Here is a 22,533-nt window from a genome sequence, read left to right as displayed (position 1 = left end):
CCGGTATCTACGCGATCTGCTCGGTGAACGAGCCGCGCTCGCACTGCCGTTCGCGGCACTTCCAGCGCCGCTTGTGCCAGCGAATCAGCACCGGACTCCCGCCGTGCTCCAGGTCACGGGGCCGCGTCACGGCCCGTTCCTTCACCCGGGTGGCGAAGGTCCCGCACGACGGACAGGCCCGTGCCGCCGGGTCCGTGGTCACCAGATGGACTGTGCGCGTCCCGTCCTCGCCCCGGACCACCTCCAGATCGAACAGCGCCGTCGCGCCGGTATCGTGCTCCATGCCGCCCGTGTCGCTCGTAGATCCACTGCTTCAGCAACAGTGATCATCCACAAGCGCTGCGGGCGGTTCGCGTTCAGGCCCGGCTTCCCCAGCGGCAGTCACGCTCCGCAGTCAGCGGCACGGCCAGCGAGCGCCCCTCCCCGGCTAAATTCGAAGACCCACATTACCGCCGAACTGTCAGATCGATCAGCGCGAACCCACCGCTGAGGAATCGAGGATAGAGTGGCTGGTGGCGAAGCCCGGTGAGCAGACCTGGGGGATAAGACATTGTTGGCTGCGGTAGGCCTTGACGAGACTTGTGAAACCGTATACCGCGCACTTCTCGCACAACCGCAAGCTGATCTGGGTGAACTGCGGGAAATGCTGGCATTGCCGGACGCGGAGTTGCGGAAGGCGCTCGACCGACTCAGCGAAGTCTCCCTCGTCCGGGAGTCCTTCGCGTCGCCGCACCGGTTCCATGCCGTCTCACCGGAGATCGGCTTCCAAGTCCTGATCGCCCGCCAGCAGGAACGTTTGGCTGCGGAGCAGCAGCGGGTCACGGAACTCCGTACGGCGTCGGCGCACCTGATGGCGGAGTTCACCCTCGCCCGGCCGCGCCAGGACCGGCACGTCCAATGGCTCGACGGCATAGACGAGATACGGGAACGCATCGGCCTGCTGGTGAGGGACGTGCGTACCGAGGTGATGACGCTGGCGCCGGACGGCGCCCAGACCGCCGAGAACATGGCGACCGCCCGGCCGCAGGACCGCGCGCTGCTGGAGCGCGGCGTCCGCATGTGCACCGTGTATCTGGACAGCGTCCGCAACAACGCGGCCACCGTGCAGTACGCCGAATGGCTCACCGAGGCGGGCGGCCAGGTGCGGACCGCCGTCACGCTGCCCCTCCGGCTGATGATCCTGGACCGGCGGATCGCGGTCGTGCCGACCGATCCGGAGAACAGCGAGGCCGGGGCGCTGATCCTCAATGGCGGCGGTCCGCTCACCGCGTTGTGCGCGCTCTTTGAGGGAATCTGGACGGACGCCGTCCCGCTCGGCGCCGCACCATCCCCCCGCGACCGGGACGAACAGGGCCTGAGCGCCCAGCAGGCCGAGGTCCTCCGCCTGCTGGGCCAGGGCCTGACCGATGAGGCCGTCGCCAAGCGGCTCGGCGTCTCGCCGCGCACCGCCCGCCGCATCGCCGCCGACCTCATGGAACTCCTCGGTGCCCGCAGCCGGTTCCAGGCCGGCTGCCGAGCCGTCGCGAAGGGATGGCTGTCCGGCGACAAGTGAGCGACCGGTCATCCGCCGGTGGCGACGGCCACGGCCCCGGCGGCCCCGCGGCCGACGGCGACGTCCGTAAGCAGCCAGTCGGCGGCCGGGGACGCGGGGACCGCGCCGGTGCCCACCCAGCAGTCGGCGGGAGAACCCGCGAGGCCCACGCCGAGTCCCTTGAGGTATGCCTCCTTCCTGACCCAGGAGCGCGTGAAGGCCGCCGGGCGGGCGGTGGGCGGCAGCCGGTCCAACTCCGCGCGTTCCGCGGGGTGCAGGACGTCCAGCGCCTCCCGCACCGCGGTCGCGGACGGCACCGACTCCAGGTCCACGCCCACCGCGGCGGCGGCGAAGGCCAGCAGGCCCAGGCCCTCGCTGTGGCTCAGCGAGTAGTGCAGCGGGTCCCCCGCCACAGCGGGTCGGCCGTGCGGCCCGGCGCACAGCGGGCACGGCAGGCGGATCAGCTCTACCTGCCGCGCCGACCGCCCGAGATAGGCGCCGAGCAGCAGGCGCAGCCCCACATGCGTGGCGACATAGGCATCCCGGTCGGCCGGGAACCGCAGGGCCGCCGCCCGGCCGCGTTCCTCCGCTCCGAGCACCTCGCCTGCCAGTAGGCCGGTGGCCGCGCGGAGCCGCCCGGCGTCCAGCAGCCAGAGGTGAGCGGGAGCGCCCGCGGCGGGCGGCGCGAGACGCTCGCCCAGGACCGCCGCCGGGTCGAACACGGCGGCCCGGACGGGACCCCGCGGCACGGCCGTGGCACAGGGCATCGGTCAGCCCGCGTCGGCCACGGCGGACACAGCGGCCACGGCGGACCGTACGGCCTCGCGCGTCGCCTCCGTCATCCGGCTGCCGTGCCGCATCCGGAAGCGAACGAGCAGACCGTCCCCGGTCGGCTCGACCTTGACGGTGCGCTCCGCGGTCCAGCCCAGGGCGCGGAACTCGCCCTCACCCACGTGCTGGAGCGCTACCCGAGGCTCGCCGTCGACGTCCATCACCAAGCGTCGGCCGTCCACCCGCAGCCGGGCGTCCCGGTCCGGCTCGACGGCCTGCGCGAGCTCCTCCGGCTCGCCGTACAGGAACGCCTCCGGGATGTTGAACGTGCTCTCCAAGTCCGCGAGCTCCGGCGCTTCCAGCGGCAGTTCCGGGCGGTGCAGCAGCACCTCGGACCAGCGGATGCGCTCCTGGAACTCGGCGGGGAACAGCTCCAGCAGCTCAGGGGTCACAAAGGCGTCGATGACCAGGTGGACGCGGCGCTCGCTGCCGCCGTTGCGCACCGAGTGGGGCCGGGAGAAGTCGCCGAACCAGAAGGTACCAGGCTGCCAGGTCTGCGGCTCGCCGTCGAGCGTGCAGACGGCGTCCTGGTTGGTGACGAACGGGATGTGCAGCCGCACCCAGCCCGCCGGCAGGCCGTACGGCATGTCGCGGTGCTCGTCCACCTCGGCGCCCGGACCGAGCGACATCAGCCGGACCGCGCGCAGTTCCGTCGGCAGGCTGTCCAGGATCGACTTGATGTACGGGACCTTCGCCAGCCACGGGGTGTCGCCGTACTCGACGAGGCCGAGCCCGCCCGGATCGGTGCGCTCGGCGCTGCCCTCCGGGCTGCGCAGCGGCAGCACCCGCCAGTCGAGAGCGGCGCTCTCGGTGGGCTCCAGGCTCTAGCCGTAGGTGCGCTGGGACTCCCACTGGGTCTCTTCCAGGACGGCGAGTTCGCTCAGCAGCCGGTCGACGTCGAAGTCGCCCTTCAGGCGTGCCGCGGCGAGGTTGACGGTGGTCGGAGGGGGCATACTATGCCTCATTTCGGTCGGTCGTTCAGTCAGTACGGTCGTCAGCCGGTAGGCCGTTCAGTCGGCTGGTTGCCGGTCGGCGGCGGTTCGCGGGGCCTCCGGCACGCCGGTATCGCTTCCGGCGGCCGCGGCCGCGGCCGTGTCGGGCTGTGGCGGGCGTTCGTCCAGGGCCTTCCAGTGCGGCCGCAGGGCCGGGACGACCGTGGAACACAGATAGAGCGCGGCACAGCCGAACAGCACCGGAGCCAGGCCGGTCGAGGTCACCAGGAAACCGGCGAGCACCGGGCCGAGCGGGACCCCGGCGGAACCCGCGGAGTCGGTCAGGGAGAAGACGCGGCCCAGCAGCGGCCGGGGGACGCGCTCGAACATCACGGCGTTCAGGATCGGGTTGACGAAGCCGATGGCCAGGCCGTCGATCACGCCCACCGCGAGGACCGTCCACAGCGGCACGTCGAACGCCATGACCAGGAAGCGGGGCGGACCGGCCAGCAGAAACGCGATGATGTAGGTGGGGCGGCGGCGCAGCCGGTGCGCGAACACGGTGGCGAGCGCCGAACCGCCGATCGCGGCGATGCCGAAGGCGGAGCCCAGCGCGCCGATCGCGGCCGGTCCGCCACCCGTCTCCCGCGCCCATACGGGGATCAGCAGGGAGCCGTAGGCGGCGTCGATCAGGTTGGTGACGGCGAGCATGACGGCGACGGAGCGCAGCAGCCGGTCCTTCCGCAGGAAGTGCAGTCCGGTGCGCAGACGCTGGAGGTACGGCTCGTCGTCGGCCTCCTCGCGCCCGTCCGCCGCGGCGGGCCCGCCCTGCCCCTCGCCCCGCTCCCCGCGCTGGCCGGTCCCGCCGCCAGCGCGGGCCGGCTTCCGCGGGCCGGTCACGCCGATGATCAGCGCGGACACCAGAAACGTCAGGCCGTTGACGCCGAGCGCCCAGACCGGGTTGACGAACGCCACGAACGCGCCGCCCACCGCAGGGCCCGCGGTCCCCGCGACCCGTTCGAGCGTGCCCAGCATGCCGCTGGCCCGCTCCAGCGGCATCCCGACGGCCTCGGCGGTCTGCGGCGTCAGGGTGCGCTTGGCCACGTCACCGGGGCCGCGTGCGAGGCCGAGTCCGGCAGCGAGCACCAACAGCAGCCAGTACGGCAGGTAGTCGAGCCAGTGGCACAGCGGCACCAGAACGATGACCAGCGCGCTCAGCACATCGGCGGCGACGCTGAACCGGCGCGCCCCCACCCGGTCGATGACCGGCCCGGCGAGCGCCTTGCCGAGCACCAGCGGGAGCGCCTCGGCGAAGACGACCAGACCGGTCTGCGTGGCGCTGCCGGACGTGGTGAGCACCAGCCACGGCAGCGCGATCATGGTGATCCGGGTGCCGAACAGTGCGAGGGTGTAGGCGGACAGCAGCCCGTAGAGGGTCGACCGGGAGGTTCCGGAGCCGACGGGGGCGGCGCTGGTCATCGAGCGTCCTGGGTCGGGGCCAGGCCCGCGTGGTCGGCGACGGTGAGGGCCAGGTCGCGCAGTTTGGGGTGCTGGTAGACGAGACGGGTCGGAATGACCACGCCGAGGTGCTTCTTGAGGTTGGCGACGACGCGCAGCGCGAGCAGCGAGTGCCCGCCCAGGTCGAAGAAGTCGTCGGTGGCCAGCACGCGTTCCCGGCCGAGGATCTCCTGCCAGGCCGCGGCGATCAGCGGCTCTACTTCACCGGTGGGCTCCGGGCCCTCGCCGGGCAGGGGGGTCCCGGTGAGCCCGGCCCCCGCGGGTGCGGCCCCGGCGGAGTCGGGCTGCTCGCCTGGATCCGGCAGCGCCGCCCGGTCGACCTTGCCTCCGACGGCCAGCGGCAGCGCGTCCAGCGGGGTGAGGGACATCCGCGTCAGATAGTCCGGCAGGCTGGCCGCCAGGTGTTGCCGCAGCGGCTCGGGGTCCTGCCCGCTGCCCGGCGCCGGGACCCAGTACGCGGCCAGGCTGCTGCCGTGACCGGCCGATCCGGCCACGGCGCGCACCGTGACGACTGCGGCGGCGACCGCCGGATGGGCGCTCAGCACGGCCTCGATCTCGCCGAGCTCGACCCCCTTGGGGCGGCCGGTGGAGCCGGAGGTGTAGATCACGTAGGCCGGGGCGCCGACGGGGACGTGGACCCAGGGCTGCCGGTGGTCTGCGCCGCTGGACGCGGTCGCCGCCGGGTCGAGGAGGCGCACACCGGGGGGCGGGATGACGCCGGCGGCGGGGTCGGCGACGACGACCGTGATGCCGGCGTCCGTCACCATGTGGTGCAGGCGCTCCTGCGGCTGAGCCGGGTCCAGCGGGACATACGCGGCGCCGGCGTGCCAGGCGGCCAGCAGGGCGGTGAGCAGCGCGGGACCGCGGCCGATGGCGACACCGACCGGCTGGCCGGGCCGGATTCCGGCCCCGCGTAGGGCCGCCGCCAGGGTGCGGACGCGGGTGGCCAGGGTGGCGAAGTCGAGACTCTCGCCGTCCGGGGCCACGACCGCCTCGCGGTGGGGATGGCGGGCGGCCGCCTCCTCGAAGCGCAGGAGTAGGTCGGGGGCGGGGCCGGTGGGCTCGGTCGGCGGCGGTATGACCGCAGCCGCGGCGGCCGAGGCTGGCATCGGGGGGATCCTTTCGGTCGTGGCCGGGCTACGGGCTCGGCGGCCGGCCCTCTCGGGAGGTCAGGACGTGGTCGCTGGCAGGCGCAGCGGCGGGGTGGGGCGGCAGTCCGCCAGCGGGGTCGGGTCGCCCATGGCGACCACGATCTTGCGGGCTCCGCGGAACGGATCGCGGCCATGGGCCGCGAGGACGTTGTCGACCAGCAGGAGGTCACCGGGGCGCCAGGCACGGCGCACCGTCGCCTGGGCGTAGGCGTCGTCGAGCGGGCCACCTCCTGCGGGGTGAGCGGGGTGCCGTCCCCGAGGGCCGTGTTGAACGGCAGGCCCTCGCGGCCGAACTCGTCGACCAGCACCTCCCTGATGTCGGGTTCGAGCGTCCACTCGCTCCAGAAGGCCGCGTGGTTGAACCACGCCTCCTCACCGGTCCGCGGGCGCCGCACGATCGCCGGGCGGACCTGCCGGGTGCGGAGCGTGCCGCTCTCGCCCCAATCGGTCTCGATGGCGTTCTCTGCGCAGTACCGGTCCACCTCGGCCGACGAGTCGGTCGCGAAGGCGGTCCGCCAGTCCAGGGAGATGTGCTCCGCGTAGTTCCGGGTCAGCGCCCAGCCGTGCACGCGGAACCGGGCGGCCAGGTCGGCCGGCAGTCACGACAGCACCTTGCGCACATCCGCGACCGCCCCGCCCTCCTCCGGCGCGGTCAGGCAGCCGAACAGCAGGGTGCCGGGGAACGTCAGCGTGTAGCTGTTCTCGTTGTGCATCCGGATGGACTGCGCGGGCGGCAGGTCGGTGGAGGAGAACACATCGTCACCAAAGTCGCTGCGCGGCGTGGCCTTCTCCTGGTACTTGGCCCGCTCGGCGAACAGTGCGTCCCGGACGAGCGCGAAGTCCTCCGCGGTGTGCACCGGCAGGCCCCGCAGGAACAGCGCACCGTGCCGGTCCAGTACCGAACGCAGGTCGCCGCGGCGCGCGGCGAGGAGTCCGGCCGCCGCCGCCCCGTCGGATACCCCGTCGAACACGGCGGTGACCGGGGCGCCTGGTTCCGTCACCCAGGAGACGTTCTGGTCCAGCGTCATCGCGGGGTCTTCCTCGGTGCGTCGAAGTGTGCGGGCAGCGCGGCCCAGCTCTCGGGGGTGTAGAAGTGACCGCCGGGCAGCCGGTCCACCCGCAGATCTCCGGTCACGCACCGCGCCCACTGCTCGGCCAGCGCGGGTTCGATCACGGCGTCGTCCTCGCCGTACAGCACCTGGGTGGGAACCCGGACCGGCCCGTTCGGAACTCTCCTGCAATTCCACCGGATACGCGGCGGGCTCACCCAGCAGCAGCTCGCCGACTTCGCGGCGCTGAGCGTACGCACCATCCGCGACCTGGAGCACGGCCGCGTCGAGCGCCCCCGGCAGGACACCCTGCGGCTGCTCGCTAGGAACGTCGTGACATTAGCGCGCATAGTGGACATGAAAGGGCCTTGTTGATGAGAACAGGTCAGGGCACTTGGGTGGTCGGTCGGCGGGCTCTCGCTGCCGCTCGCCTGCCGGTAGAGACAATCTCGCAGCTCGGAGGAGTTGTTGTCAGCTCTCTGTCACGTCCTGATCCGGCAATCGCATATACCGGCCAGCGGTGTCCAGGAGGTCGTGGGCGATCGCCGCGTACGGCGCCGAGAGGGGGGTCGTACAGTCGGCGATCCGGCTACCGCGTAGCACCGGGACCCGCCCGAGCCCACGGAGTGCGACGCTGATGGCGACCGGCTCGGCGGCCAGGACGGAATCGGCCGCCACGAACATGCCGAGCGTCAGCGAGTCGTCCTCGGCGGTGTGGACGCTGACATGCTCGACCCGCTCCGGGGGACGTGCCTGCGCGCGGACGAGCGCGGCGAGGTTCTCGGGCGGCCGGCAGCCGTTCGGTGTCTGGAAGCGCACATGAATGAGGTGCATACTTCGACAGTTGGCAAGCGTTGCGCACACCGGCAAGCGAAGGGCGTGGCCGTTTTATGTACTGGCCTGAACAGGCTTCTCGGGCAGCCCCCTCCTGAACCGCCCCGGGTGAAGTGGAGGCTCGGTTCCATGTAAGGATTGAGTCGGGTCGCGGCGCTCTGTGTGCCCGCCTTGCGTCGACCCCGGCAACCCGAGGAACGGTTCGACGGAGTCGGGGAATTCGTCCGGTCGAGCGGCAGAATGGCCGCCATGAGCGCTGAAGAGATCATCGACATCGTCGACGAGCGAGACCGGGTGGTGGGGCGGGCGTCGCGGCGCGAGGCGTACGCGCGCGGGCTCCGCCACCGGGTCGTCTTCGTCCAGGTCCGCGACGCCGAGGGCCGGATCTTCGTGCACCGGCGCACGGCGACCAAGGCGATCTACCCCTGCCTGTACGACCCGTTCGTCGGCGGAGTCGTGGCGGCGGGCGAGTCCTACGACGACGCGGCCCTGCGCGAGGCGGAGGAGGAGTTGGGTGTGAGCGGCCTTCCGCGGCCCCGCCGACTGTTCACGTTCCTCTACGCGGACGACGCCGGGGCATCCTGGTGGTCGGCGGTCTACGCGGTGAGGTGCGACCTCGCCGTGCGTCCACAGGTGGAGGAGGTGGCCTGGTACGACTTCCTGCCCGAGGAGGAGTTGGAGGCCCGGATCACGGACCGGGAGTGGGTGCCGGACGGGATGGAGGCCTACCGGCGGGTGCGGGAGTCCGCCGGGTGACGCGACTCGCCCGGAGCGTTCGGCTGTGGTTCGTCCCCGAGGACGTGCGGCGGGTGGGCACCACACCCGACTACCGGTTCTCGCTGGCCAACGAGCGCACCTTCCTGGCCTGGCTGCGCACGGCGCTGGCCCTCGTCGGCGGCGGTTTCGCCGTCGACCAGTTCCTGCCGGACCTGCGCCACGGCTGGCGGGTCGGACTCGCCGTGGCCCTGCTCGGCGCCGGGGCGCTGTGTTCCCTCCGCGCGGTGCACCACTGGGTCCGGTGCGAACTGGCCATGCGCCGGGGCGAGGACCTTCCCGCTTCCCGCTTCCCCGCACTGCTCGGCGTCGTCGTCACCTTGCTGGCGGTGGCGATGGCACTGGTGGTCGTCGCCGGTTGGGCCGGGTGATCGGGCTGCCCGCCGAGGACGGACCCGGATCCCGGGGGACCCGCGATCCGGGTCTTCAGCCCGAACGCACCCGTCTCGCCTGGCGGCGGACCACGCTCTCCTGTGCCGTGGTCTGCGTCCTGGCGGCCCGCGCCTCCGTCCGTGACGGCGCCACCGCGGCGGGCCTGGTCGCCCTCGCGCTCTGCGCCTTGCCGTGCTCGGCCCTTCTGCTCGTGGCCCATGGCAGGACCCGGGACCTGTCGGCCGGCGAGCGTCCTTCCGCCCTGGCTCCCGCGGCGGCCTCGACGGCGGTGTGGTGCGTGGTGTCGCTCGGCTTCTTCGGCGCCCTTCTGGTACTGCTCTGACACGTGGATGGGGAGGCCCGCCCGGGGCCGGTGGACGAGCGGACGCGGGGCGAGGCGCCAAGCGAGCCGGCCCGTCGTTCCCTCCCCCGGGGTCGGATCGAACGACGAGGCGCCGCGGGGGCCCGTCGACACGCGTGGCGCGGATCACGTTGGGCTCCACCACTGGACGACGTACCGACCGGTCGGCATCATGAGCGCGTGTCCTCACCCTGCCCGCGGGAGCGCCGATGAGCCCCGACCACCCGCCCGGACTCGACGTCGACCGGCTCCGCGGTCTGCTCGACCGTGAACGCCCCGGCCTCGTGAGGGGGCCGCTGTCCGCCCGCCTGATCGAGGGAGGTCGGTCGAACCTCACCTACGCGGTGACCGACGGGCGTTCACGATGGGTCGTCAGACGGCCGCCACTGGGCCATGTGCTGGCCACCGCCCACGACATGCGGCGCGAGCACCGGGTGATCAGCGCCCTGGGCCCCACCGGTGTCCCGGTCCCGGACACGGTACTGCTGTGCGAGGACGAGGGCGTCCTCGGCGCCCCCTTCTACGTGATGGAGTTCGTCGAGGGCACGCCCTTCCGCGGCGCCGACCAGCTGGCCGCCCTGGGCCCCGAGCGCACCAGGGAGGCCGTGCTCCGACTGGTGGACACCCTCGTCGAGCTGCACTCGGTGGACCCGGTCGGTGCGGGCCTGGCCGACTTCGGGCGCCCCGAGGGGTTCCTGGATCGGCAGCTGCGCCGCTGGGGGCGGCAGTTGGAGGCGTCCGGCGACCGCGACCTGCCCGGGATCGACGCGCTGCGCGCCGAACTCGCCCGGGATCTGCCTCGCTCCCCCGCCCCGACGGTGGTGCACGGCGACTATCGGCTCGACAACGTGCTGATCGACGGGAACGACCGGATCACGGCGGTGTTGGACTGGGAGATGTCCACCCTCGGCGACCCGCTGACCGACCTCGGCCTGCTGGCCATGTACAGCGAGCCGCTGGACGTTCCCGGATCGCCCGTCTCCACCACCGCACGGGCCGCCGGCCACCCCACACCACGGGAGCTGATCGAGAGGTACGCGGCCCGTTCGGGCCGCGACGTCTCGGGCGTCGCCTGGTACACGGCCTTCGCGTGGTTCAAGCTCGCGGTGATCCTGGAGGGCATCCACTACCGCTACACGCTGGGGCGCACGGTCGGCGCCGGATTCGAGCACATCGGCGGTCTGGTCCCGCTCTTCATCGAGCGGGGACGGACCACGCTGCACACGGGCCTTCGGGAGGGCTGATCGGCATGGACTTCGCATACGACGCGCGCACCGAGGAACTCCGCCGCAGGCTGACGGACTTCATGACGGAGCACGTCCACCCGGCCGAGCGGGTGGCCCACGAGCAGCGCGCGACACTCGCTTCGCCGTGGGAAAACCCGCCCGTGGTCGAGGAGTTGAAGGCCGAGGCCCGCCGCCGGGGGTTGTGGAACCTCTTCCTGCCCGACGCCGAGCACGGAGCCGGACTGACCAACCTCCAGTACGCACCGCTCGCCGAGATCATGGGGCGCAGCCCCCAGCTCGCGCCCACGGCGACGAACTGCGCCGCACCGGACACCGGCAACATGGAGCTCTTGGCGCAGTTCGGCGACGAGACGCAGCGGCAGCGGTGGCTGGAGCCGTTGTTGGCGGGCGAGATCCGCTCGGCGTTCGCGATGACCGAACCGGATGTCGCCTCGTCGGACGCCACGAACATCACCACGCGGATCGAGCGGGACGGGGACGAGTACGTCCTCACCGGCCGCAAGTGGTACATCTCCGGGGCGATGAGCCCGGACTGCCAGGTCTTCGTGGTGATGGGCAAGACCGATCCCGACGCTCCGGACCCGCGCCGTCAGCAGTCGATGGTCCTGGTGCCCAGGGACACGCCCGGGGTCACCATCCGTCGGGCGATGCGGGTTTTCGGCTACGAGGACCACTGGCACGGTGGGCACGCGGAAGTCCTGTTCGACCGCGTCCGGGTGCCGGTGTCGCACCTCGTCGGCGAGGAGGGCGGCGGTTTCGGCATCGCCCAGGCGCGGCTCGGTCCGGGGCGGATCCACCACTGCATGCGGTTGATCGGCATGGCCGAGCGGGCGATCGAGGCGATGTGCGAGCGGGCGGTGTCACGGACCGCCTTCGGCAAGGAACTCGCCCGCCAGGGTGTCGTCCACAACTGGATCGCGGACGCCCGCGTGACGGTGGAACAGCTCCGCCTGTTGGTGTTGAAGACCGCCTGGTTGATGGACACGGTCGGCAACAAGGGAGCCCACACCGAGATCCAGGCGATCAAGATCGCGACGCCCCGCGCGGTCGTCGACATCCTGGACCGGGCCATCCAGCTCCACGGCGCGGCCGGTGTCGGCCAGGACCTGCCGTTGGCCGAGCTCTACGCGGGGGCGCGGACCCTGATGATCGCCGATGGGCCCGACGAGGTGCACCAGCGGTCGCTGGCCCGGCGCGAGCTGCGTCGGTACCGATGACCCGTCGCCGGTCGCAGGCCGGTAGCCCGGCCGGCGACCGGTGCGTCACGGTCGCAGGGCCCGCATCAGCAGATCCGCGAGGTGGGCCGCGACCTGCTCCGGCCCGAGCGGGCCGTCGGGGCGGTACCAGGTGGACAGGTGGTGGACCGACCCGAAGTGGTAGTCCACGACCAAGTCGGCCGGGGTGTCGCCGGAGAAGACGCCGGCCCGCCGGCCCTCCTCCACGAGGGCGCGGAACCGCTCGTGGTAGCGCCGGCGCTCGACCCGTACCTGCTTGTTCTTCTCCGGGCTCAGGTGGTGCATGGAGCGGAAGAAGATCGACGCGTCGTCGAGGTTCTCGATCGTCGTGACGACGACGTCCGCCGCCGCCGCGCGGAGCCGGTCCTCGATCGGGCCGTCCGCGTCCGCGAAGGCGTCCAGGCGCTCCTGCTGGACCCGCAGCACTCGCGCGTAGATCTCGTGCAGCAGATCGTCCTTGGAACCGAAGTAGTGGTACAGCGCGCCCTTCGTGACCCCCGCCGCCTCGACGATCTCCTGGACCGACGTCCTGTCGTAGCCCTGTTCGGCGAAGAGCCGGGTGGCGGCGGCGAGCAGCCGTCGCGGCACCGGCGCGCCGTCCCCTTCCCTGTTCCGGGGCACTGTCGCCACCTGCCTCTCGTCTCGCTCGGTCTCGCCGTCGCCCGTGACACCCCGGACCCGGCCCCCGCCGGGGCGCCGCGGGTCTCCCCGGGCGCGCGCCACGGGCGGGCCCACGCTCGCCTACTCGTGCCGGGAGGCCGAGCGCAGTTCCCGACGGAGAATCTTCCCACTCGCCGTCTTCGGCAACTCGGGCAGGATCTCCACCTGGCGCGGGTACTTGTACGCGGCCAACCGCTCCTCGCAGTGGCGGACCAGTTCCTCGGGGGCGACGACCGCTCCGGGCCGGAGACTGACGCAGGCCTTCACGGTCTCCCCCCGGTACGGGTCGGGTACGCCCACCACGGCTGCCTCACGCACCGCCGGGTGGGTGTAGAGGACGTCCTCGACCTCTCTGGGCCAGACCTTGAACCCGGAAGCGTTGATCATGTCCTTCTTGCGGTCGACGACGTAGAGCCAGCCCTCCGGGTCCATGAAGCCGATGTCCCCGGTGCGCAGTTCGCCGCCGGGGAAGGTCCGCTCGGTCGCCTCCGGGCACCTCCAGTATCCGGGGACCACCTGGGGCCCGCTCGCGACGATCTCCCCTCGCTCTCCGAACGGCACCTCGGCGCCTTCCTCGTCGAGGATCCGCACCAGGGTGTCCGGCCCGGGTATGCCGACCGCGAGCGTCCCGGAGACCGGGTCCACCGGGGCACGGAGGTGGGGTGGGACGGAAGCGATGGGCGCGGTGGACTCGGTGAGCCCGTAGCCGTTGTGGATGTAGGGACCGAAGCGCTCACGGAACCCGTCCACGAGGGTGGGCGGCAGCGGCGCGCCTCCGGAGGAGACCACGACGAAGGAGTCGAAGTGGTCCCGGGTCACCGCCGGGTGGGCGGCCAGCGCCATGTACGCGGTGGAAGGGCCGACCGTGAAGTGCGGACGGTGCTCGACGAAGGCGTCGAGCACCACGCCGGTCTCGAAGCGGTAGGTGAGCACGAGCGTGCCGACACTGTTCAGACAGCCCCCCATCTGGGCGACGAGACCGGTGATGTGGAAGAGGGGGGCGAGCGCGTAGTAGACCGGCCCCGGGGGCAGGGCGAGACCGACGCGCTGGCGTTCGACGTTGTACATGACGTTGCGGTGGGTGTTGGTGGCGCCCTTGGGGGTCCCGCTGGTGCCCGAGGTGTAGCTGATGAGCGCGATGTCGTCGGGGGACGGCGCGGCGTGCGGGGAGGGGCGGTGCCCGGTGCGCGCCGCGGCGACGAGGTCCTCGGCGTCCTCGGCCGGGGGCGTTCGTCGGAAGGTCAGCACCCGGGTGTCGCCTCGGGACTGGAAGTCCAGCTCGCAGGCGGTGAGCACGATCCGTACCGACGATTCGGCGGCCGTACGCCGCAGGGAGGGGTCCCAGGCCCGGTCGGAGCAGATCAGCGCGACGGCCCCGGAGTCCCGGAGGACGTGCCCCACCTCGCCGGACTTGTACATCGGGTTGACCGGCACCACGACGGCTCCGGCCTTCCAGGCTCCGAGCACCGCCAGCACGAAGTGGGGCGAGTTCTGGAGGAGCACCGCTATCCGGTCGCCCGGCTCCAGCCCCCGCCCGGCGAGGTGGCCGGCGACGCCGTCGCTGAGCTCGTCCACCTGCCGGTAGGTGAGTCGACCGTCGAAGTAGGCGAGGAAGGGGCGGTCGGGGGCCTCGACGACGGCCCCGCGCAGGGCGTGCACCAGGGAGTCCCGGGGCCGGACCGGCGCCTTCTGGGCCTCGGTCAGCAGGTGCCGCCAGGGACGGTCGGCATATCCGACGGCGTTCATCGGGTCGCCTCCCATTCCCGTTGGAGGCGATTCATGCCGGTGAGCCAGCGTTCGGGATCGGCGGCTCGTGCCTGATAGTAGCCGGCGACCTCGGGGTGCGGCAGGATCAGGAAGCGATCCGCCGCGATGCCGTCGAAGACGGCGTCCACCACCTCCTCGGGCTCGATCGCGGTGGGTCCCAGCACGAGTTCCCCGGCGCTTCCGGTGGCGGCGAGCATGTCGGTGCGCACGCCCTGCGGGCAGACCGCGTGGACCTTCACGCCCCGGTGTCGGTACGTCAGGGAGAGCCACTCGGCGAAGGCGAGGGCGCCGTGCTTGGTCACGCTGTAGGGTGCGGCCCCGATCATGGCGAGCAGCCCGGCGGCGGAGACGGTGGACACGAACCGCCCGGCACCACGCTCCAGCCACTGCGGCAGCAGCGCCTCGGCCGCCCTGACGTGGGCCATGACGTTGACTTCCCAGGAGCGGGCCCAGACGTCCTCGCCCGCCGCCTCGGACCCGCTCTCCGCGACGCCCGCGTTGGCGCAGTAGACGTCGACCACGCCGCCGAGCGCGGCACGCGCCTCCTCCACGATCGAGGCGGCGTCGCCGGGAACGGCCACGCCGCCGATCTTCTCGGCCACGGACGCGGCACGGTCGGCGTCCACGTCGTTGACCACGACACGCGCGCCGCCCGCGGCGAACCGTCCGGCAAGCGCGGCTCCGATACCTCCTCCCGCACCGGTGACGACGACTCGGGTGTCCTGCACGCTTGTCACCATCGGTCTCCCTCGACACGGATCCGGCGCTGCTCTCCCCCGCGGTGGTCAGGCTAACCAGTCGGTATGTGCCGTGGAAGGGGTCGGCCGCGGCACGCCTCGTTCCATGTCGGGCAGCGGGGCGCTAGCGTGCGGCGGGGGGCTCCCGGCAGCACCGCGATCCCGGAGGTCACCTCTTGACGCCGTCCCGACGGACCCTGCTCGCCGCCTCGACGGCCGCCGTGGCGGGCACCGCGACCGTGGCCGCGGCGGGCGAGGCGGCGGGCACCACGAGCGGAGGGGGGGCGCGCACCGGTTTCGACCTCCTGGCGGCCGACGGCTACCGCCTGCTCGACGGGCAGCGGTTCGGGCTGGTCACCAACCACACCGGGGTCACCTCGCGGCTGCGCCACATCGTGGACGTCCTGAACGCGGACGAGCGGGCCGACCTCGTCGCGGTGTTCGGTCCGGAGCACGGCTTCCGCGGCACCGCCCAGGCGGGTGACTCCGAGGGCCGCTTCGAGGATCCGGCGACCGGGCTTCCGGTCTACGACACCTACCGCCGGAGCGGGCCGGCCCTCGCCGAGATCTTCACCGCCTCGGGCGTCGACACCGTCGTCTTCGACATCCAGGACGTCGGAGCGCGCTTCTACACCTACATCTGGACCCTGTACGACTGCATGGAGGCCGCCGGGCTCGCCGGAAAACGGTTCGTGGTATTGGACCGGCCCAACCCGATCTCCGGGCGGGCCGCCCTCGGGCCGGTCCTGCGCCCGCAGTTCGCGAGCTTCGTGGGACGGCGACCGATCCCCCAGGTCCACGGCATGACCGTCGCGGAACTGGCGCTGCTCTTCGCGGGCGAGTTCCTGGGCGAGCCGCCGGAGCTGCGGACGGTCCCGATGTCCGGCTGGCGCCGGAGGGACTTCCCCTCGGACACCGGGCTCCCCTGGGTGCCGCCGAGCCCGAACATGCCGACCCCCGCGACCGCCCTCGCGTACGCCGGAACCTGCCTGTTCGAGGGCACGAACCTGTCCGAGGGACGCGGCACGACCCGCCCCTTCGAACTCCTGGGGGCCGAGGGCGTCGACGGGCGCTGGGCGACGGCGGCCAACGCCCTGGAGTTGCCCGGCGTGCGTTTCCGGGAGGCGTACTTCACGCCCGCCTTCTCCAAGTACCGCGACCGGACCGCGGGCGGGTTGCAACTCCACGTCCACGACCGGGAGCGCTTCGACCCGGTGCGCACGGGCGTCGGCCTGCTGGTCACCGCGCGGCGGGTGTGGGGCGACTTCGCCTGGCGTCCGGACCACTGGATCGACAGGCTGACCGGGTCGACGTGGGTGCGCACGGCGATCGACGCGGGAGCGGGGATCGACGAGGTGGTGGCGGGCTGGCGGGCGGAACTGGCGGCGTTCCGCGAGGTCCGCCGCCAGTACCTGCTCTACCCCTGATCGTGCGGGCGTGCCCTTCTCGTCAGCCGAGGGAGCGCGTCATCGGTGCGAGGTGAATTCGACCACCTGCTGGTAGGTCGGGCGGTTCTGCCAGCTGATCCCGTCGTGCCCGATACCGCCCAGTCCCTGATGGCGGATCGAGTCGGCGCACCACTGGTCACCCGCCTGGCAGGTTCCGTCGCCGGGGTAGACCTGTGCGGCCGTCCTGCCGGCGGCCTCGGCCAGGGTGGTGATCAGTACGTCGCGGCAGGCCGCCAGGTCTCCGTCGCCGCAGAAGGGGCGGGCGAGAGGACCTTCGACCGACTCGCCGCGCACTGCCCGCAGGTCCTTGTCGACGTAGCTCCACCAGCCGTGTTGGAAGGCGCTGCCGTCGTGGCTGCCCGCCGGGGACTCGTCGACACGGAGATTGCGGGTGAACGCGGTGTAGAGGTCGGATCCGAGGCCGGGCTCGAACACGGCGCGTACCAGGGTCGGCCACCAGGCGTCCATGACACGCACGGCGTCGGCGTGCGCGTAGGTCCGCGAACCGGGCGACGTCTCGGCTCGCTTGCCGCCGGAGGCGGCCCAGGCGGTGAGCTTGTCCACGGCGTCCCGGACCACCGGGTCGGCGTCCGCCGCTCCGTCCAACACGTCCAACAGCCCCGGGAGGACGGCCTCGGCACGCAGGTCGGTCACGCCGGCCTCGGCCATCGCCTTCACCAGGTCGGCCCGGGTGACGCCGCCCTCCTCGACGAGCGCGGCGACGCGGTCGTCCAGGAGATCGCCGCGGTGCACCGAGCCGTTGCCCCAGGGCGCCGTCGTGTAGTCGCGCGCCTGCTTGTTGTTCCAGGAGATGTAGTAGTCCTGGTCGATCGACTGCGGGTGGGCGTCGGGGGCGGTGTACTCGGCCGTGTTGTCCGCCGGGTCCCAACCCCTCCACTCGAACTCCGGACCGGCCCACACCGGAAACTCGGCGTCGACGTCCTCGGCGCGTACCGGGTTGTCGCCGCTGTTGTAGTACGCGGTGTGCGCGGAGTCGGCGTAGAGCCAGTTGAAGGTGTAGTTGATGTGCTGGGTGGCACTCTGGAAGCTCTCGGGACCGGTGACGTGGTCCGGGTCGTTCAGCATCTGGAAACCGATGATGGAGTCGGCCTCGTGGAGGAAGGAGGAGCGCAGCGTGGTGTAGGCGACCTTCTTGCCGTCGACAGTGGCGCGGTACTGGACGGGGCCGTAGGCGGTGCGCCAGACCCGCATCGTGTAGGAGCCGGCCTTCGTGCCGTCGGCGACGGTCGGCTTCCAGGAGTTCCGACGCTCGACCTTCTCCATGGGCGTGCAGGTGCCGCGGTACAGGTAGTGGTAGTCGTCCTGGCAGAGTTCCACGGCGTAGGTGTCGATGACGTCCTGGCCGGAGGTGGTGGCGCTCCAGGCGTAGTCCTGCCCGCGGCCGAGTTGCACGTACATGCTCAGCCCGGCGAAGGAGGCGCCCCGGGCGCTGATACCGGGCCCCTGGATCTCCTGGAGCATGAGCAGCTGCGGGGCGAAGTAGCCGGTCTGCGGACCGAAGACCGCGATGGGATGGCCGCCGGCGGTGTGGTCGCCACCGACCACCAGGGCGTTGGACATGCCGGTCCGTGCGGAAGTGAGCGCGGCCTCGGTCGCCTCCTCGGAGGCCTTGGTGGCGGCGGCCGTGGCGGCACTGCCGGTGCGGTCGTGGACCAGCGGTTCGCCGACCACCGACCCCGGGTCGGGCAGGGCGGTGCCCCGCGGGTCGTCGGGTCGCGGCAAGTAGGGGAAGCTGCCGTTCCGCTGGGTGAGCACGGCCTCCGGGTCGTTGCGCTGCCGGAAGGACTCCCACACCCGGGTGCCCTCGGTGACGCCGTACTTCTCCTGCGCCGCCAGGAGCGAGAGGGCGTTGGAGACCTCGCCGCCGCCGCCCGCGCCGAAGAGGGCGCCGACCACCGAGGCCAGCGCGACCAGGTCGGTGGAGTCGAAGTGCTCGATGGTGCCGGAGTTGGTCAGGGCGTTCTTGTGCCCGGTGAGCACGTACTCCCCGGGGAAGAAGCGCCACCGGTCGGCGGTGTCGATGTAGGAGTTGATGCCGTCGAGGTAGGCCTCGACGTCGGCGAGGGCCTGCTCGCCCCGGGAACCGGCGCGGGCCAGGGCGTTGTCGATCTGTTCCTGGAGTTCCCGCTCCGTGTAGGGCGCCTGGCGCCAGAACTGCTGTTCCATCGCCTGGTTCCCGGAGGCGCCTCCGGCGAACGGCGTCAACTGGCCGCGCCCCACCCTGCGGAAGAGGTCCATCAGCCACAGGCGATCCTGGGCGGCGGCGTAGCCGGCGCCGAACTCGGTCCCGTAGCGGGTGGTCCCGGTGATGTGGGGGACGCCGGTCGCCTTGTCCCGGACGATGGTCACGTCGCTCCGGCCGGCGGGCCGGATGGTGGAGGCCACCTGGTCGGCGGGGACGCCGAAGGAGGCGTCGCGGAAGAAGTCGTCGATCGCGTCGTCGGTGAGCGACCCGTATCGGGTGGCCAGGTCGGCGTAGGGGCCCAGTTGGTCGTCGGAGTGCGAAGGCCGGGTGCCGAACGCCTGGTGCAGCAGGATCTGCACCAGGGTGGCGTTGCCGTTCTGACCCGGCGGCAGGATGTCGTGGCACTGGTCGCCGCAGTGATCGACGACGGCCGCGGCGGCGGACTTCGGTGACTCTGGCTCGGCCGCCGCCGCGGGGGCGAACGGCGACAGCAGGCCGGCCAATAACGCGCCCGCCGAGGCGACCTTCAGGAACCCGGGGAACAAGCGGGGAGTTCTCAGTCTGTCGAGCGCGGTGCGTGGGGTGCGCCGAGGCATAGCGGCTCCTCCAGACGTGGGTGGGCCCGGAGGTTACCGCCGGTACGCCGGGGTGGGAAGGGCGGGACGCGGCCTTCTCGGGGCCTGTGCGACGGAGGGAGGGGCAGTCGGAGATCGGGTGGAGCCGATTTCCATGGTCGTACGTCTACTCGGCGACGTCCGTACGCCACCCGTACAGCGACGCCGAAGTGACCGGACTACAGGTGCAGGTGTGACGGAGGTGCAGGGTGATGGCCGGTTTCCGGAGTCTGGCGAGACAGGTCCGCGATCCGCGGTGCGACCTGGCGCTGCGACGGTACTCGCTGCGCAAGTGCCTGGAGAGGTTCGCCCCCTACGGGCACCGGGCGACGTGGGATCACCTCAGTTCCCGGTGGGGGTTCGGACCGGAGGACAGGTCGCCGGAGCCGGCGCGGCTCGTGGCCGCGCTGGACGAGTTGGAGCAGGCGCGTTCGGTGTGGCTGGCCTACGAGACGGCCTTCGCCGCGCGGCGCCGCGAGGAGAAGCGCGACGGTCTGCGCAGGCCGGGGAGTACGGCGGACTGGCACCGGCTGACCTGGGGCGGTTTCGGCGTGGCCTGGTGCGACGACCCCGCTCACCACCCCCGCGACCCCCTCGCCGAGGTGCTGCGCCGGCTGATCACCGCCCTGGAGCGCGAGCCGGGATCGGCGTGTCCGGTATGCGGGAGCGAGCGACTGGAGTGGCGGTACGGCCTCGACCACGAACCCTCGTCGGGCCCGGTCTGCACGGGTTGCGGGATCCTCGTGCCGCGGCCGGTGCTGACCCCGGAGGCGTCGACGGCGGGCCGACGCGGGGCACCGGTGCTGCTGTCGGCCTGAGCCGGGCGGATCGACCCGCCCTCTGCCCAGGCTGGCGCGATCGACTCCGGGCCCCGCGCTTCGGGCCCCGGAGGTCGGCGCCCCGCCGGGACGGGGTGCGCCACCCGGGTGCGACCGTTGACAGCGGCATTCCGAAGGACCATGCTGAACAGCCGCTCGGATTGGAGAACGGTACGTGACTCCACCCACGCGTAGACGCGCGGGCTTCCTGTGTCGGTGGCTAGGCCGCCGCGCAGAGGGCCGGCCCGGCCCTGTTGAGGACGTTTGTCGCGCCGACGTGGTCCGCTTTGGCCGCGAACCCGCACGCCGTGCACCGGAACCTTGCTTGGGTGGCGCGGTTCTCCTTCGCGACGTGCCCGCAGTCGGGGCACGTGCGGGAGGTGTTGCGCGCGTTCACTGCGACCACCAGGCGACCGGCACTCTGGAACGCGGCGAATGCCTTGTCGAGGCGGCACAGGGTGGCTTGCTGGGAGGAGAACGACCAGCGGCCCTGACGCTCGGGGTCGAATGCCCGGATCTCCTTGAGCTGGGCGGACTGGTCGCCGTACTCGATGCTCGTCTTCGAGGTGTGCCTGTAGGCGTCCCGGCGTTCCTGGAGGGTGCCGTTGTAGGGGGAGCAGTGGTCGCGCAGCATCTCGCCGAGCGCGGCCGTCTGACGGGCCGTGGGGCGCAGGAGGAACTCGTACGCGCGGATCACGAGCCGTCCCCCTTCTTCCACGGGCGTTCCCACTGGGTGTCGATGTACTTCTCGACCGTGGCCGCCGATACCGCTCCGACCGAGGCCGTGAAGTACGACGACGACCACAGCGTGGGCATCCGCGACTTCAGGTGTGGGAACTCCTCGCGCAGCACGCGGGACGTGAAGCCCTTGAACTGGTTCGCCACGTATGAGGCCGACGACTTCGGGCCGTGCTTCACGAACAGGTGCACGTGGTCGGGCATCACCTCAAGGGCGATGACCTCCCACCCGCGCTCGGTGGCCTTCTGCCGGATCAGTTCGTCCAGCCGTTCCGCGACCCGGCCACCGAGAACCGGACGGCGGTACTTCGGGCACCACACGATGTGGAGCCCGAGGTCGTACACGCCGCCGGAGAATCGGCGAACCTTCCTGGTCATGGTCACGCGATCGCTATACACACGCCGCAGGTCTAGTGCGGCAGATTGGTGGGCTCAGGTGAACAGCGCAGATCCGTGCGCACAGTCGAGGTCAGAACAGGGCTCGGAAACCATTCCCCACCCCGCCAAAGCGGGGCGTCCCCTGGCTAGGCCCTGATGGCAGAGCCGAGGATCTTCACGTCCGCCGAAGCCCTGAGAGCGGCGGTCGGAGAACAACTGGGCCACACCGACTGGCTGGAGATCGACCAGAAGCGCGTCGACCTGTTCGCCGACGCCACGGGTGACCACCAGTGGATCCACGTGGACCCGGAGCGGGCGGCCGACGGCCCCTTCGGAACCACCATCGCGCACGGCTATCTGACCCTGTCCCTGTTGCCCCTGTTCGGGCCGCAACTGATCACGGTCGAGGGGGTGCGGATGGGCGTCAACTACGGCACGAACAAGGTGCGTTTCCCCTCCCCCGTCCCGGTCGGATCCCGACTCCGCGCCACGGGGACGCTCTCGGCGGTGGAGGAGGTGCCCGGCGGGGTCCAGGTGACCCTCGCCTTCCGGGTGGAGCGCGAGGGGAGCGACAAGCCGGTGTGCGTCGCGGAGTCGGTGTCCCGCTACTACTACTGAACCCCCCTGCCTCCGACAGCCACCGGGGACTCGGCCCGCACCATGCGCAGCACGAGGTCGGCGTAGAGCGCGCCGACCTCGTCCGGGCTGCGGGGACCTTCAGGGTTGAACCAACGCGCCACGTCGACACAGAGCGAGAGTACGGCCAGGGTGGTGCCACGCGGGTCGGCCACCGCGAACTCCCCGGCGGCCACGCCGTCCTCGATGATGCCGAGGATCTCGGCGTCGCACCGCCGTCGGAGCGCGACGATCTCGGCGCGCGCCTCGGACCCCAAGGCGTCCAGTTCGTACTGCACGACGCGGGCGGTGGTCCGCCGCAGGGCGTGCCAGCGGACGAAGGAGCCGACGGCGTCCGCCAGTCGCTCGCTCGCCGCTCCCTCACGCCCGGCCGCCGCCCGCAGGATCTCCAGCGCCCGGTCGTGGCCGATCCGACTGATACGGTGGAGCAGCTCTTCCTTGGTCTTGTAGTGGATGTAGAGCGCCGCCGGGCTCATCCCCGCGCGGCCCGCGATGTCGCGGGTGGTCGTCGCGTGGTAGCCGCGCTCGGCGAAGGCCTCCACCGCCGCGACGAGCAGCCGTCGGGCGGCGTCCGGGGTGACCTCGCCCCACGGGTCGGCCTCGTCGGCCGTCTCCTGCGCCGCACTCATCCCGCTCTCGCCCCTCTCGAAGACAGAGGCTCCACCATACCGCCGCCACTGAGCGCTCGCTTAGTCG

Annotated in this window: 28 protein-coding genes and 1 pseudogene; 11 read left to right on the top strand and 18 right to left on the bottom strand. The window is 72.0% G+C overall.

The window, feature by feature from the left end:
- Positions 1-7: 7 nt before the first annotated feature.
- Complete coding sequence (locus JEK78_RS19340; protein ID WP_200261414.1) at positions 8-283, bottom strand: transposase family protein; 276 nt, start codon at positions 281-283, stop codon at positions 8-10.
- Between the two features lie 267 nt (positions 284-550).
- Between JEK78_RS19340 and JEK78_RS19335 the strand changes: the two genes are divergently transcribed.
- Positions 551-1,552 (top strand): LuxR family transcriptional regulator, encoded by a 1,002-nt coding sequence (locus JEK78_RS19335; RefSeq protein ID WP_200261412.1) that lies wholly within the window; start codon positions 551-553, stop codon positions 1,550-1,552.
- Positions 1,553-1,560: 8 nt separating this feature from the next.
- Here the strand turns inward: JEK78_RS19335 and JEK78_RS19330 are convergent, their stop codons facing one another.
- The 6 genes from JEK78_RS19330 to JEK78_RS23510 are packed head-to-tail and all read right to left on the bottom strand — an operon-like array spanning position 1,561 to position 6,155.
- The gene (locus JEK78_RS19330; protein ID WP_242483146.1) at positions 1,561-2,253 is read right to left on the bottom strand and encodes a 4'-phosphopantetheinyl transferase superfamily protein; all 693 of its coding nucleotides are present in this window, start codon (positions 2,251-2,253) and stop codon (positions 1,561-1,563) included.
- A 48-nt stretch (positions 2,254-2,301) separates the two neighbouring features.
- Positions 2,302-3,147, bottom strand: a complete 846-nt coding sequence (locus JEK78_RS19325; protein ID WP_200261408.1) for an aspartyl/asparaginyl beta-hydroxylase domain-containing protein — start codon at positions 3,145-3,147, stop codon at positions 2,302-2,304.
- Between the two features lie 39 nt (positions 3,148-3,186).
- A complete protein-coding gene (locus tag JEK78_RS23710) occupies positions 3,187-3,315 on the bottom strand; it encodes a hypothetical protein (protein WP_277953049.1) in 129 nt (42 codons plus the stop codon).
- Between the two features lie 57 nt (positions 3,316-3,372).
- Positions 3,373-4,773, bottom strand: coding sequence for an MFS transporter (locus JEK78_RS19320; protein ID WP_200261406.1), 1,401 nt, complete (start codon positions 4,771-4,773; stop codon positions 3,373-3,375).
- Positions 4,770-5,921 carry an AMP-binding protein gene (locus tag JEK78_RS19315; RefSeq protein WP_200261404.1) on the bottom strand — a complete coding sequence of 384 codons (1,152 nt, stop codon included), beginning with the start codon at positions 5,919-5,921 and terminating at the stop codon, positions 4,770-4,772. The genes JEK78_RS19320 and JEK78_RS19315 overlap by 4 nt, the downstream gene beginning before the upstream one ends.
- A 60-nt stretch (positions 5,922-5,981) precedes the next feature.
- Positions 5,982-6,155 (bottom strand): TauD/TfdA family dioxygenase, encoded by a 174-nt coding sequence (locus JEK78_RS23510; protein ID WP_242483145.1) that lies wholly within the window; start codon positions 6,153-6,155, stop codon positions 5,982-5,984.
- A 123-nt stretch (positions 6,156-6,278) separates the two neighbouring features.
- On the opposite strand from JEK78_RS23510, the gene JEK78_RS23505 reads away from it, so the two are divergent.
- On the top strand, positions 6,279-6,506 hold the full coding sequence (locus JEK78_RS23505) for a hypothetical protein (protein WP_242483144.1): 228 nt from the start codon (positions 6,279-6,281) through the stop codon (positions 6,504-6,506).
- A 56-nt stretch (positions 6,507-6,562) separates the two neighbouring features.
- Here the strand turns inward: JEK78_RS23505 and JEK78_RS23500 are convergent, their stop codons facing one another.
- Positions 6,563-6,991, bottom strand: coding sequence for a TauD/TfdA family dioxygenase (locus JEK78_RS23500; protein WP_242483143.1), 429 nt, complete (start codon positions 6,989-6,991; stop codon positions 6,563-6,565).
- Entirely contained in the window at positions 6,988-7,275 is a 288-nt protein-coding gene (locus JEK78_RS23495) for a hypothetical protein (protein WP_242483456.1), read from the bottom strand. The genes JEK78_RS23500 and JEK78_RS23495 overlap by 4 nt, the downstream gene beginning before the upstream one ends.
- Here JEK78_RS23495 and JEK78_RS19305 point away from each other — a divergent pair.
- The gene (locus JEK78_RS19305) at positions 7,199-7,387 is read left to right on the top strand and encodes a helix-turn-helix transcriptional regulator (RefSeq protein ID WP_242483431.1); all 189 of its coding nucleotides are present in this window, start codon (positions 7,199-7,201) and stop codon (positions 7,385-7,387) included. The two genes, JEK78_RS23495 and JEK78_RS19305, sit on opposite strands and share 77 nt — an antisense overlap.
- Before the next feature lie 96 nt (positions 7,388-7,483).
- On the opposite strand, the gene JEK78_RS19300 is transcribed toward JEK78_RS19305, so the two are convergent.
- A complete protein-coding gene (locus JEK78_RS19300) occupies positions 7,484-7,846 on the bottom strand; it encodes a hypothetical protein (protein ID WP_200261402.1) in 363 nt (120 codons plus the stop codon).
- 240 nt (positions 7,847-8,086) lie between these two features.
- Here JEK78_RS19300 and JEK78_RS19295 point away from each other — a divergent pair, with 240 nt between their 5' ends.
- From JEK78_RS19295 to JEK78_RS19275, 5 genes are all read left to right on the top strand, one after another.
- Positions 8,087-8,602, top strand: coding sequence for an NUDIX domain-containing protein (locus tag JEK78_RS19295; protein ID WP_200261400.1), 516 nt, complete (start codon positions 8,087-8,089; stop codon positions 8,600-8,602).
- Positions 8,599-8,991, top strand: a complete 393-nt coding sequence (locus JEK78_RS19290) for a DUF202 domain-containing protein (protein ID WP_200261398.1) — start codon at positions 8,599-8,601, stop codon at positions 8,989-8,991. Before JEK78_RS19295 ends, JEK78_RS19290 begins: the two co-directional genes overlap by 4 nt.
- Positions 8,988-9,335 (top strand): DUF202 domain-containing protein, encoded by a 348-nt coding sequence (locus JEK78_RS19285; protein WP_347341210.1) that lies wholly within the window; start codon positions 8,988-8,990, stop codon positions 9,333-9,335. Before JEK78_RS19290 ends, JEK78_RS19285 begins: the two co-directional genes overlap by 4 nt.
- Positions 9,336-9,562: 227 nt before the next feature.
- Positions 9,563-10,597 carry a phosphotransferase family protein gene (locus tag JEK78_RS19280; protein ID WP_200261396.1) on the top strand — a complete coding sequence of 345 codons (1,035 nt, stop codon included), beginning with the start codon at positions 9,563-9,565 and terminating at the stop codon, positions 10,595-10,597.
- Between the two features lie 5 nt (positions 10,598-10,602).
- On the top strand, positions 10,603-11,817 hold the full coding sequence (locus JEK78_RS19275) for an acyl-CoA dehydrogenase family protein (protein WP_200261394.1): 1,215 nt from the start codon (positions 10,603-10,605) through the stop codon (positions 11,815-11,817).
- A gap of 45 nt (positions 11,818-11,862) precedes the next feature.
- On the opposite strand, the gene JEK78_RS19270 is transcribed toward JEK78_RS19275, so the two are convergent.
- From JEK78_RS19270 to JEK78_RS19260, 3 genes are all read right to left on the bottom strand, one after another.
- On the bottom strand, positions 11,863-12,456 hold the full coding sequence (locus JEK78_RS19270) for a TetR/AcrR family transcriptional regulator (RefSeq protein ID WP_200261392.1): 594 nt from the start codon (positions 12,454-12,456) through the stop codon (positions 11,863-11,865).
- Positions 12,457-12,576: 120 nt separating this feature from the next.
- Positions 12,577-14,241: an AMP-binding protein gene (locus JEK78_RS19265; protein WP_200261390.1), complete on the bottom strand. Its 1,665-nt coding sequence runs from the start codon at positions 14,239-14,241 to the stop codon at positions 12,577-12,579.
- On the bottom strand, positions 14,238-15,002 hold the full coding sequence (locus JEK78_RS19260) for an SDR family oxidoreductase (protein WP_200261388.1): 765 nt from the start codon (positions 15,000-15,002) through the stop codon (positions 14,238-14,240). Before JEK78_RS19260 ends, JEK78_RS19265 begins: the two co-directional genes overlap by 4 nt.
- A gap of 173 nt (positions 15,003-15,175) precedes the next feature.
- Here JEK78_RS19260 and JEK78_RS19255 point away from each other — a divergent pair, with 173 nt between their 5' ends.
- Positions 15,176-16,426: a DUF1343 domain-containing protein gene (locus tag JEK78_RS19255; protein WP_200261386.1), complete on the top strand. Its 1,251-nt coding sequence runs from the start codon at positions 15,176-15,178 to the stop codon at positions 16,424-16,426.
- A gap of 39 nt (positions 16,427-16,465) precedes the next feature.
- Here JEK78_RS19255 and JEK78_RS19250 read toward each other — a convergent pair whose 3' ends face one another.
- A complete protein-coding gene (locus JEK78_RS19250) occupies positions 16,466-19,249 on the bottom strand; it encodes a penicillin acylase family protein (RefSeq protein WP_200261385.1) in 2,784 nt (927 codons plus the stop codon).
- A 230-nt stretch (positions 19,250-19,479) separates the two neighbouring features.
- On the opposite strand from JEK78_RS19250, the gene JEK78_RS19245 reads away from it, so the two are divergent.
- A complete protein-coding gene (locus JEK78_RS19245; RefSeq protein WP_200261383.1) occupies positions 19,480-20,085 on the top strand; it encodes a hypothetical protein in 606 nt (201 codons plus the stop codon).
- Positions 20,086-20,305: 220 nt separating this feature from the next.
- Here JEK78_RS19245 and JEK78_RS23810 read toward each other — a convergent pair whose 3' ends face one another.
- The 3 genes and pseudogenes from JEK78_RS23810 to tnpA all read right to left on the bottom strand — a co-directional run bounded on the left by JEK78_RS23810 (position 20,306) and on the right by tnpA (position 21,201).
- A complete protein-coding gene (locus tag JEK78_RS23810; protein WP_347341209.1) occupies positions 20,306-20,482 on the bottom strand; it encodes a zinc ribbon domain-containing protein in 177 nt (58 codons plus the stop codon).
- 27 nt (positions 20,483-20,509) lie between these two features.
- Positions 20,510-20,782 (bottom strand): annotated as a pseudogene (locus tag JEK78_RS23805) (RNA-guided endonuclease TnpB family protein); the annotation flags it as partial.
- Entirely contained in the window at positions 20,779-21,201 is a 423-nt protein-coding gene (gene tnpA, locus JEK78_RS19235) for an IS200/IS605 family transposase (protein WP_200264254.1), read from the bottom strand. The gene tnpA and the pseudogene JEK78_RS23805, both read right to left, overlap by 4 nt.
- Positions 21,202-21,357: 156 nt before the next feature.
- On the opposite strand from tnpA, the gene JEK78_RS19230 reads away from it, so the two are divergent.
- Positions 21,358-21,819, top strand: coding sequence for a MaoC family dehydratase (locus tag JEK78_RS19230; protein WP_200261379.1), 462 nt, complete (start codon positions 21,358-21,360; stop codon positions 21,817-21,819).
- Here the strand turns inward: JEK78_RS19230 and JEK78_RS19225 are convergent.
- Positions 21,813-22,466 (bottom strand): TetR/AcrR family transcriptional regulator, encoded by a 654-nt coding sequence (locus JEK78_RS19225; RefSeq protein WP_200261377.1) that lies wholly within the window; start codon positions 22,464-22,466, stop codon positions 21,813-21,815. The genes JEK78_RS19230 and JEK78_RS19225 overlap by 7 nt on opposite strands.
- Between the last annotated feature and the right edge of the window lie 67 nt (positions 22,467-22,533).

Origin of the sequence: Streptomyces sp. HSG2 (assembly GCF_016598575.1) — a bacterium.
In the GTDB taxonomy this organism is placed as follows: Bacteria; Actinomycetota; Actinomycetes; order Streptomycetales; family Streptomycetaceae; genus Streptomyces.
The sequence above is the reverse complement of the archived record's forward strand: the minus strand, read 5'-3'. Positions and strand labels throughout refer to the sequence as shown.

Coding starts and splice junctions, on each gene's coding strand:
- JEK78_RS19340 (WP_200261414.1), bottom strand. CDS start 283: ATGGAGCACGATACCGGCGCGACGGCGCTGTTCGATCTGGAGGTGGTC.
- JEK78_RS23710 (WP_277953049.1), bottom strand. CDS start 3,315: ATGCCCCCTCCGACCACCGTCAACCTCGCCGCGGCACGCCTGAAGGGC.
- JEK78_RS19320 (WP_200261406.1), bottom strand. CDS start 4,773: ATGACCAGCGCCGCCCCCGTCGGCTCCGGAACCTCCCGGTCGACCCTC.
- JEK78_RS19315 (WP_200261404.1), bottom strand. CDS start 5,921: ATGCCAGCCTCGGCCGCCGCGGCTGCGGTCATACCGCCGCCGACCGAG.
- JEK78_RS23505 (WP_242483144.1), top strand. CDS start 6,279: ATGTCGGGTTCGAGCGTCCACTCGCTCCAGAAGGCCGCGTGGTTGAAC.
- JEK78_RS23500 (WP_242483143.1), bottom strand. CDS start 6,991: ATGACGCTGGACCAGAACGTCTCCTGGGTGACGGAACCAGGCGCCCCG.
- JEK78_RS23495 (WP_242483456.1), bottom strand. CDS start 7,275: ATGGTGCGTACGCTCAGCGCCGCGAAGTCGGCGAGCTGCTGCTGGGTG.
- JEK78_RS19300 (WP_200261402.1), bottom strand. CDS start 7,846: ATGCACCTCATTCATGTGCGCTTCCAGACACCGAACGGCTGCCGGCCG.
- JEK78_RS19295 (WP_200261400.1), top strand. CDS start 8,087: ATGGCCGCCATGAGCGCTGAAGAGATCATCGACATCGTCGACGAGCGA.
- JEK78_RS19280 (WP_200261396.1), top strand. CDS start 9,563: ATGAGCCCCGACCACCCGCCCGGACTCGACGTCGACCGGCTCCGCGGT.
- JEK78_RS19275 (WP_200261394.1), top strand. CDS start 10,603: ATGGACTTCGCATACGACGCGCGCACCGAGGAACTCCGCCGCAGGCTG.
- JEK78_RS19265 (WP_200261390.1), bottom strand. CDS start 14,241: ATGAACGCCGTCGGATATGCCGACCGTCCCTGGCGGCACCTGCTGACC.
- JEK78_RS19260 (WP_200261388.1), bottom strand. CDS start 15,002: ATGGTGACAAGCGTGCAGGACACCCGAGTCGTCGTCACCGGTGCGGGA.
- JEK78_RS19250 (WP_200261385.1), bottom strand. CDS start 19,249: ATGCCTCGGCGCACCCCACGCACCGCGCTCGACAGACTGAGAACTCCC.
- JEK78_RS19245 (WP_200261383.1), top strand. CDS start 19,480: ATGGCCGGTTTCCGGAGTCTGGCGAGACAGGTCCGCGATCCGCGGTGC.
- tnpA (WP_200264254.1), bottom strand. CDS start 21,201: ATGACCAGGAAGGTTCGCCGATTCTCCGGCGGCGTGTACGACCTCGGG.
- JEK78_RS19230 (WP_200261379.1), top strand. CDS start 21,358: ATGGCAGAGCCGAGGATCTTCACGTCCGCCGAAGCCCTGAGAGCGGCG.
- JEK78_RS19225 (WP_200261377.1), bottom strand. CDS start 22,466: ATGAGTGCGGCGCAGGAGACGGCCGACGAGGCCGACCCGTGGGGCGAG.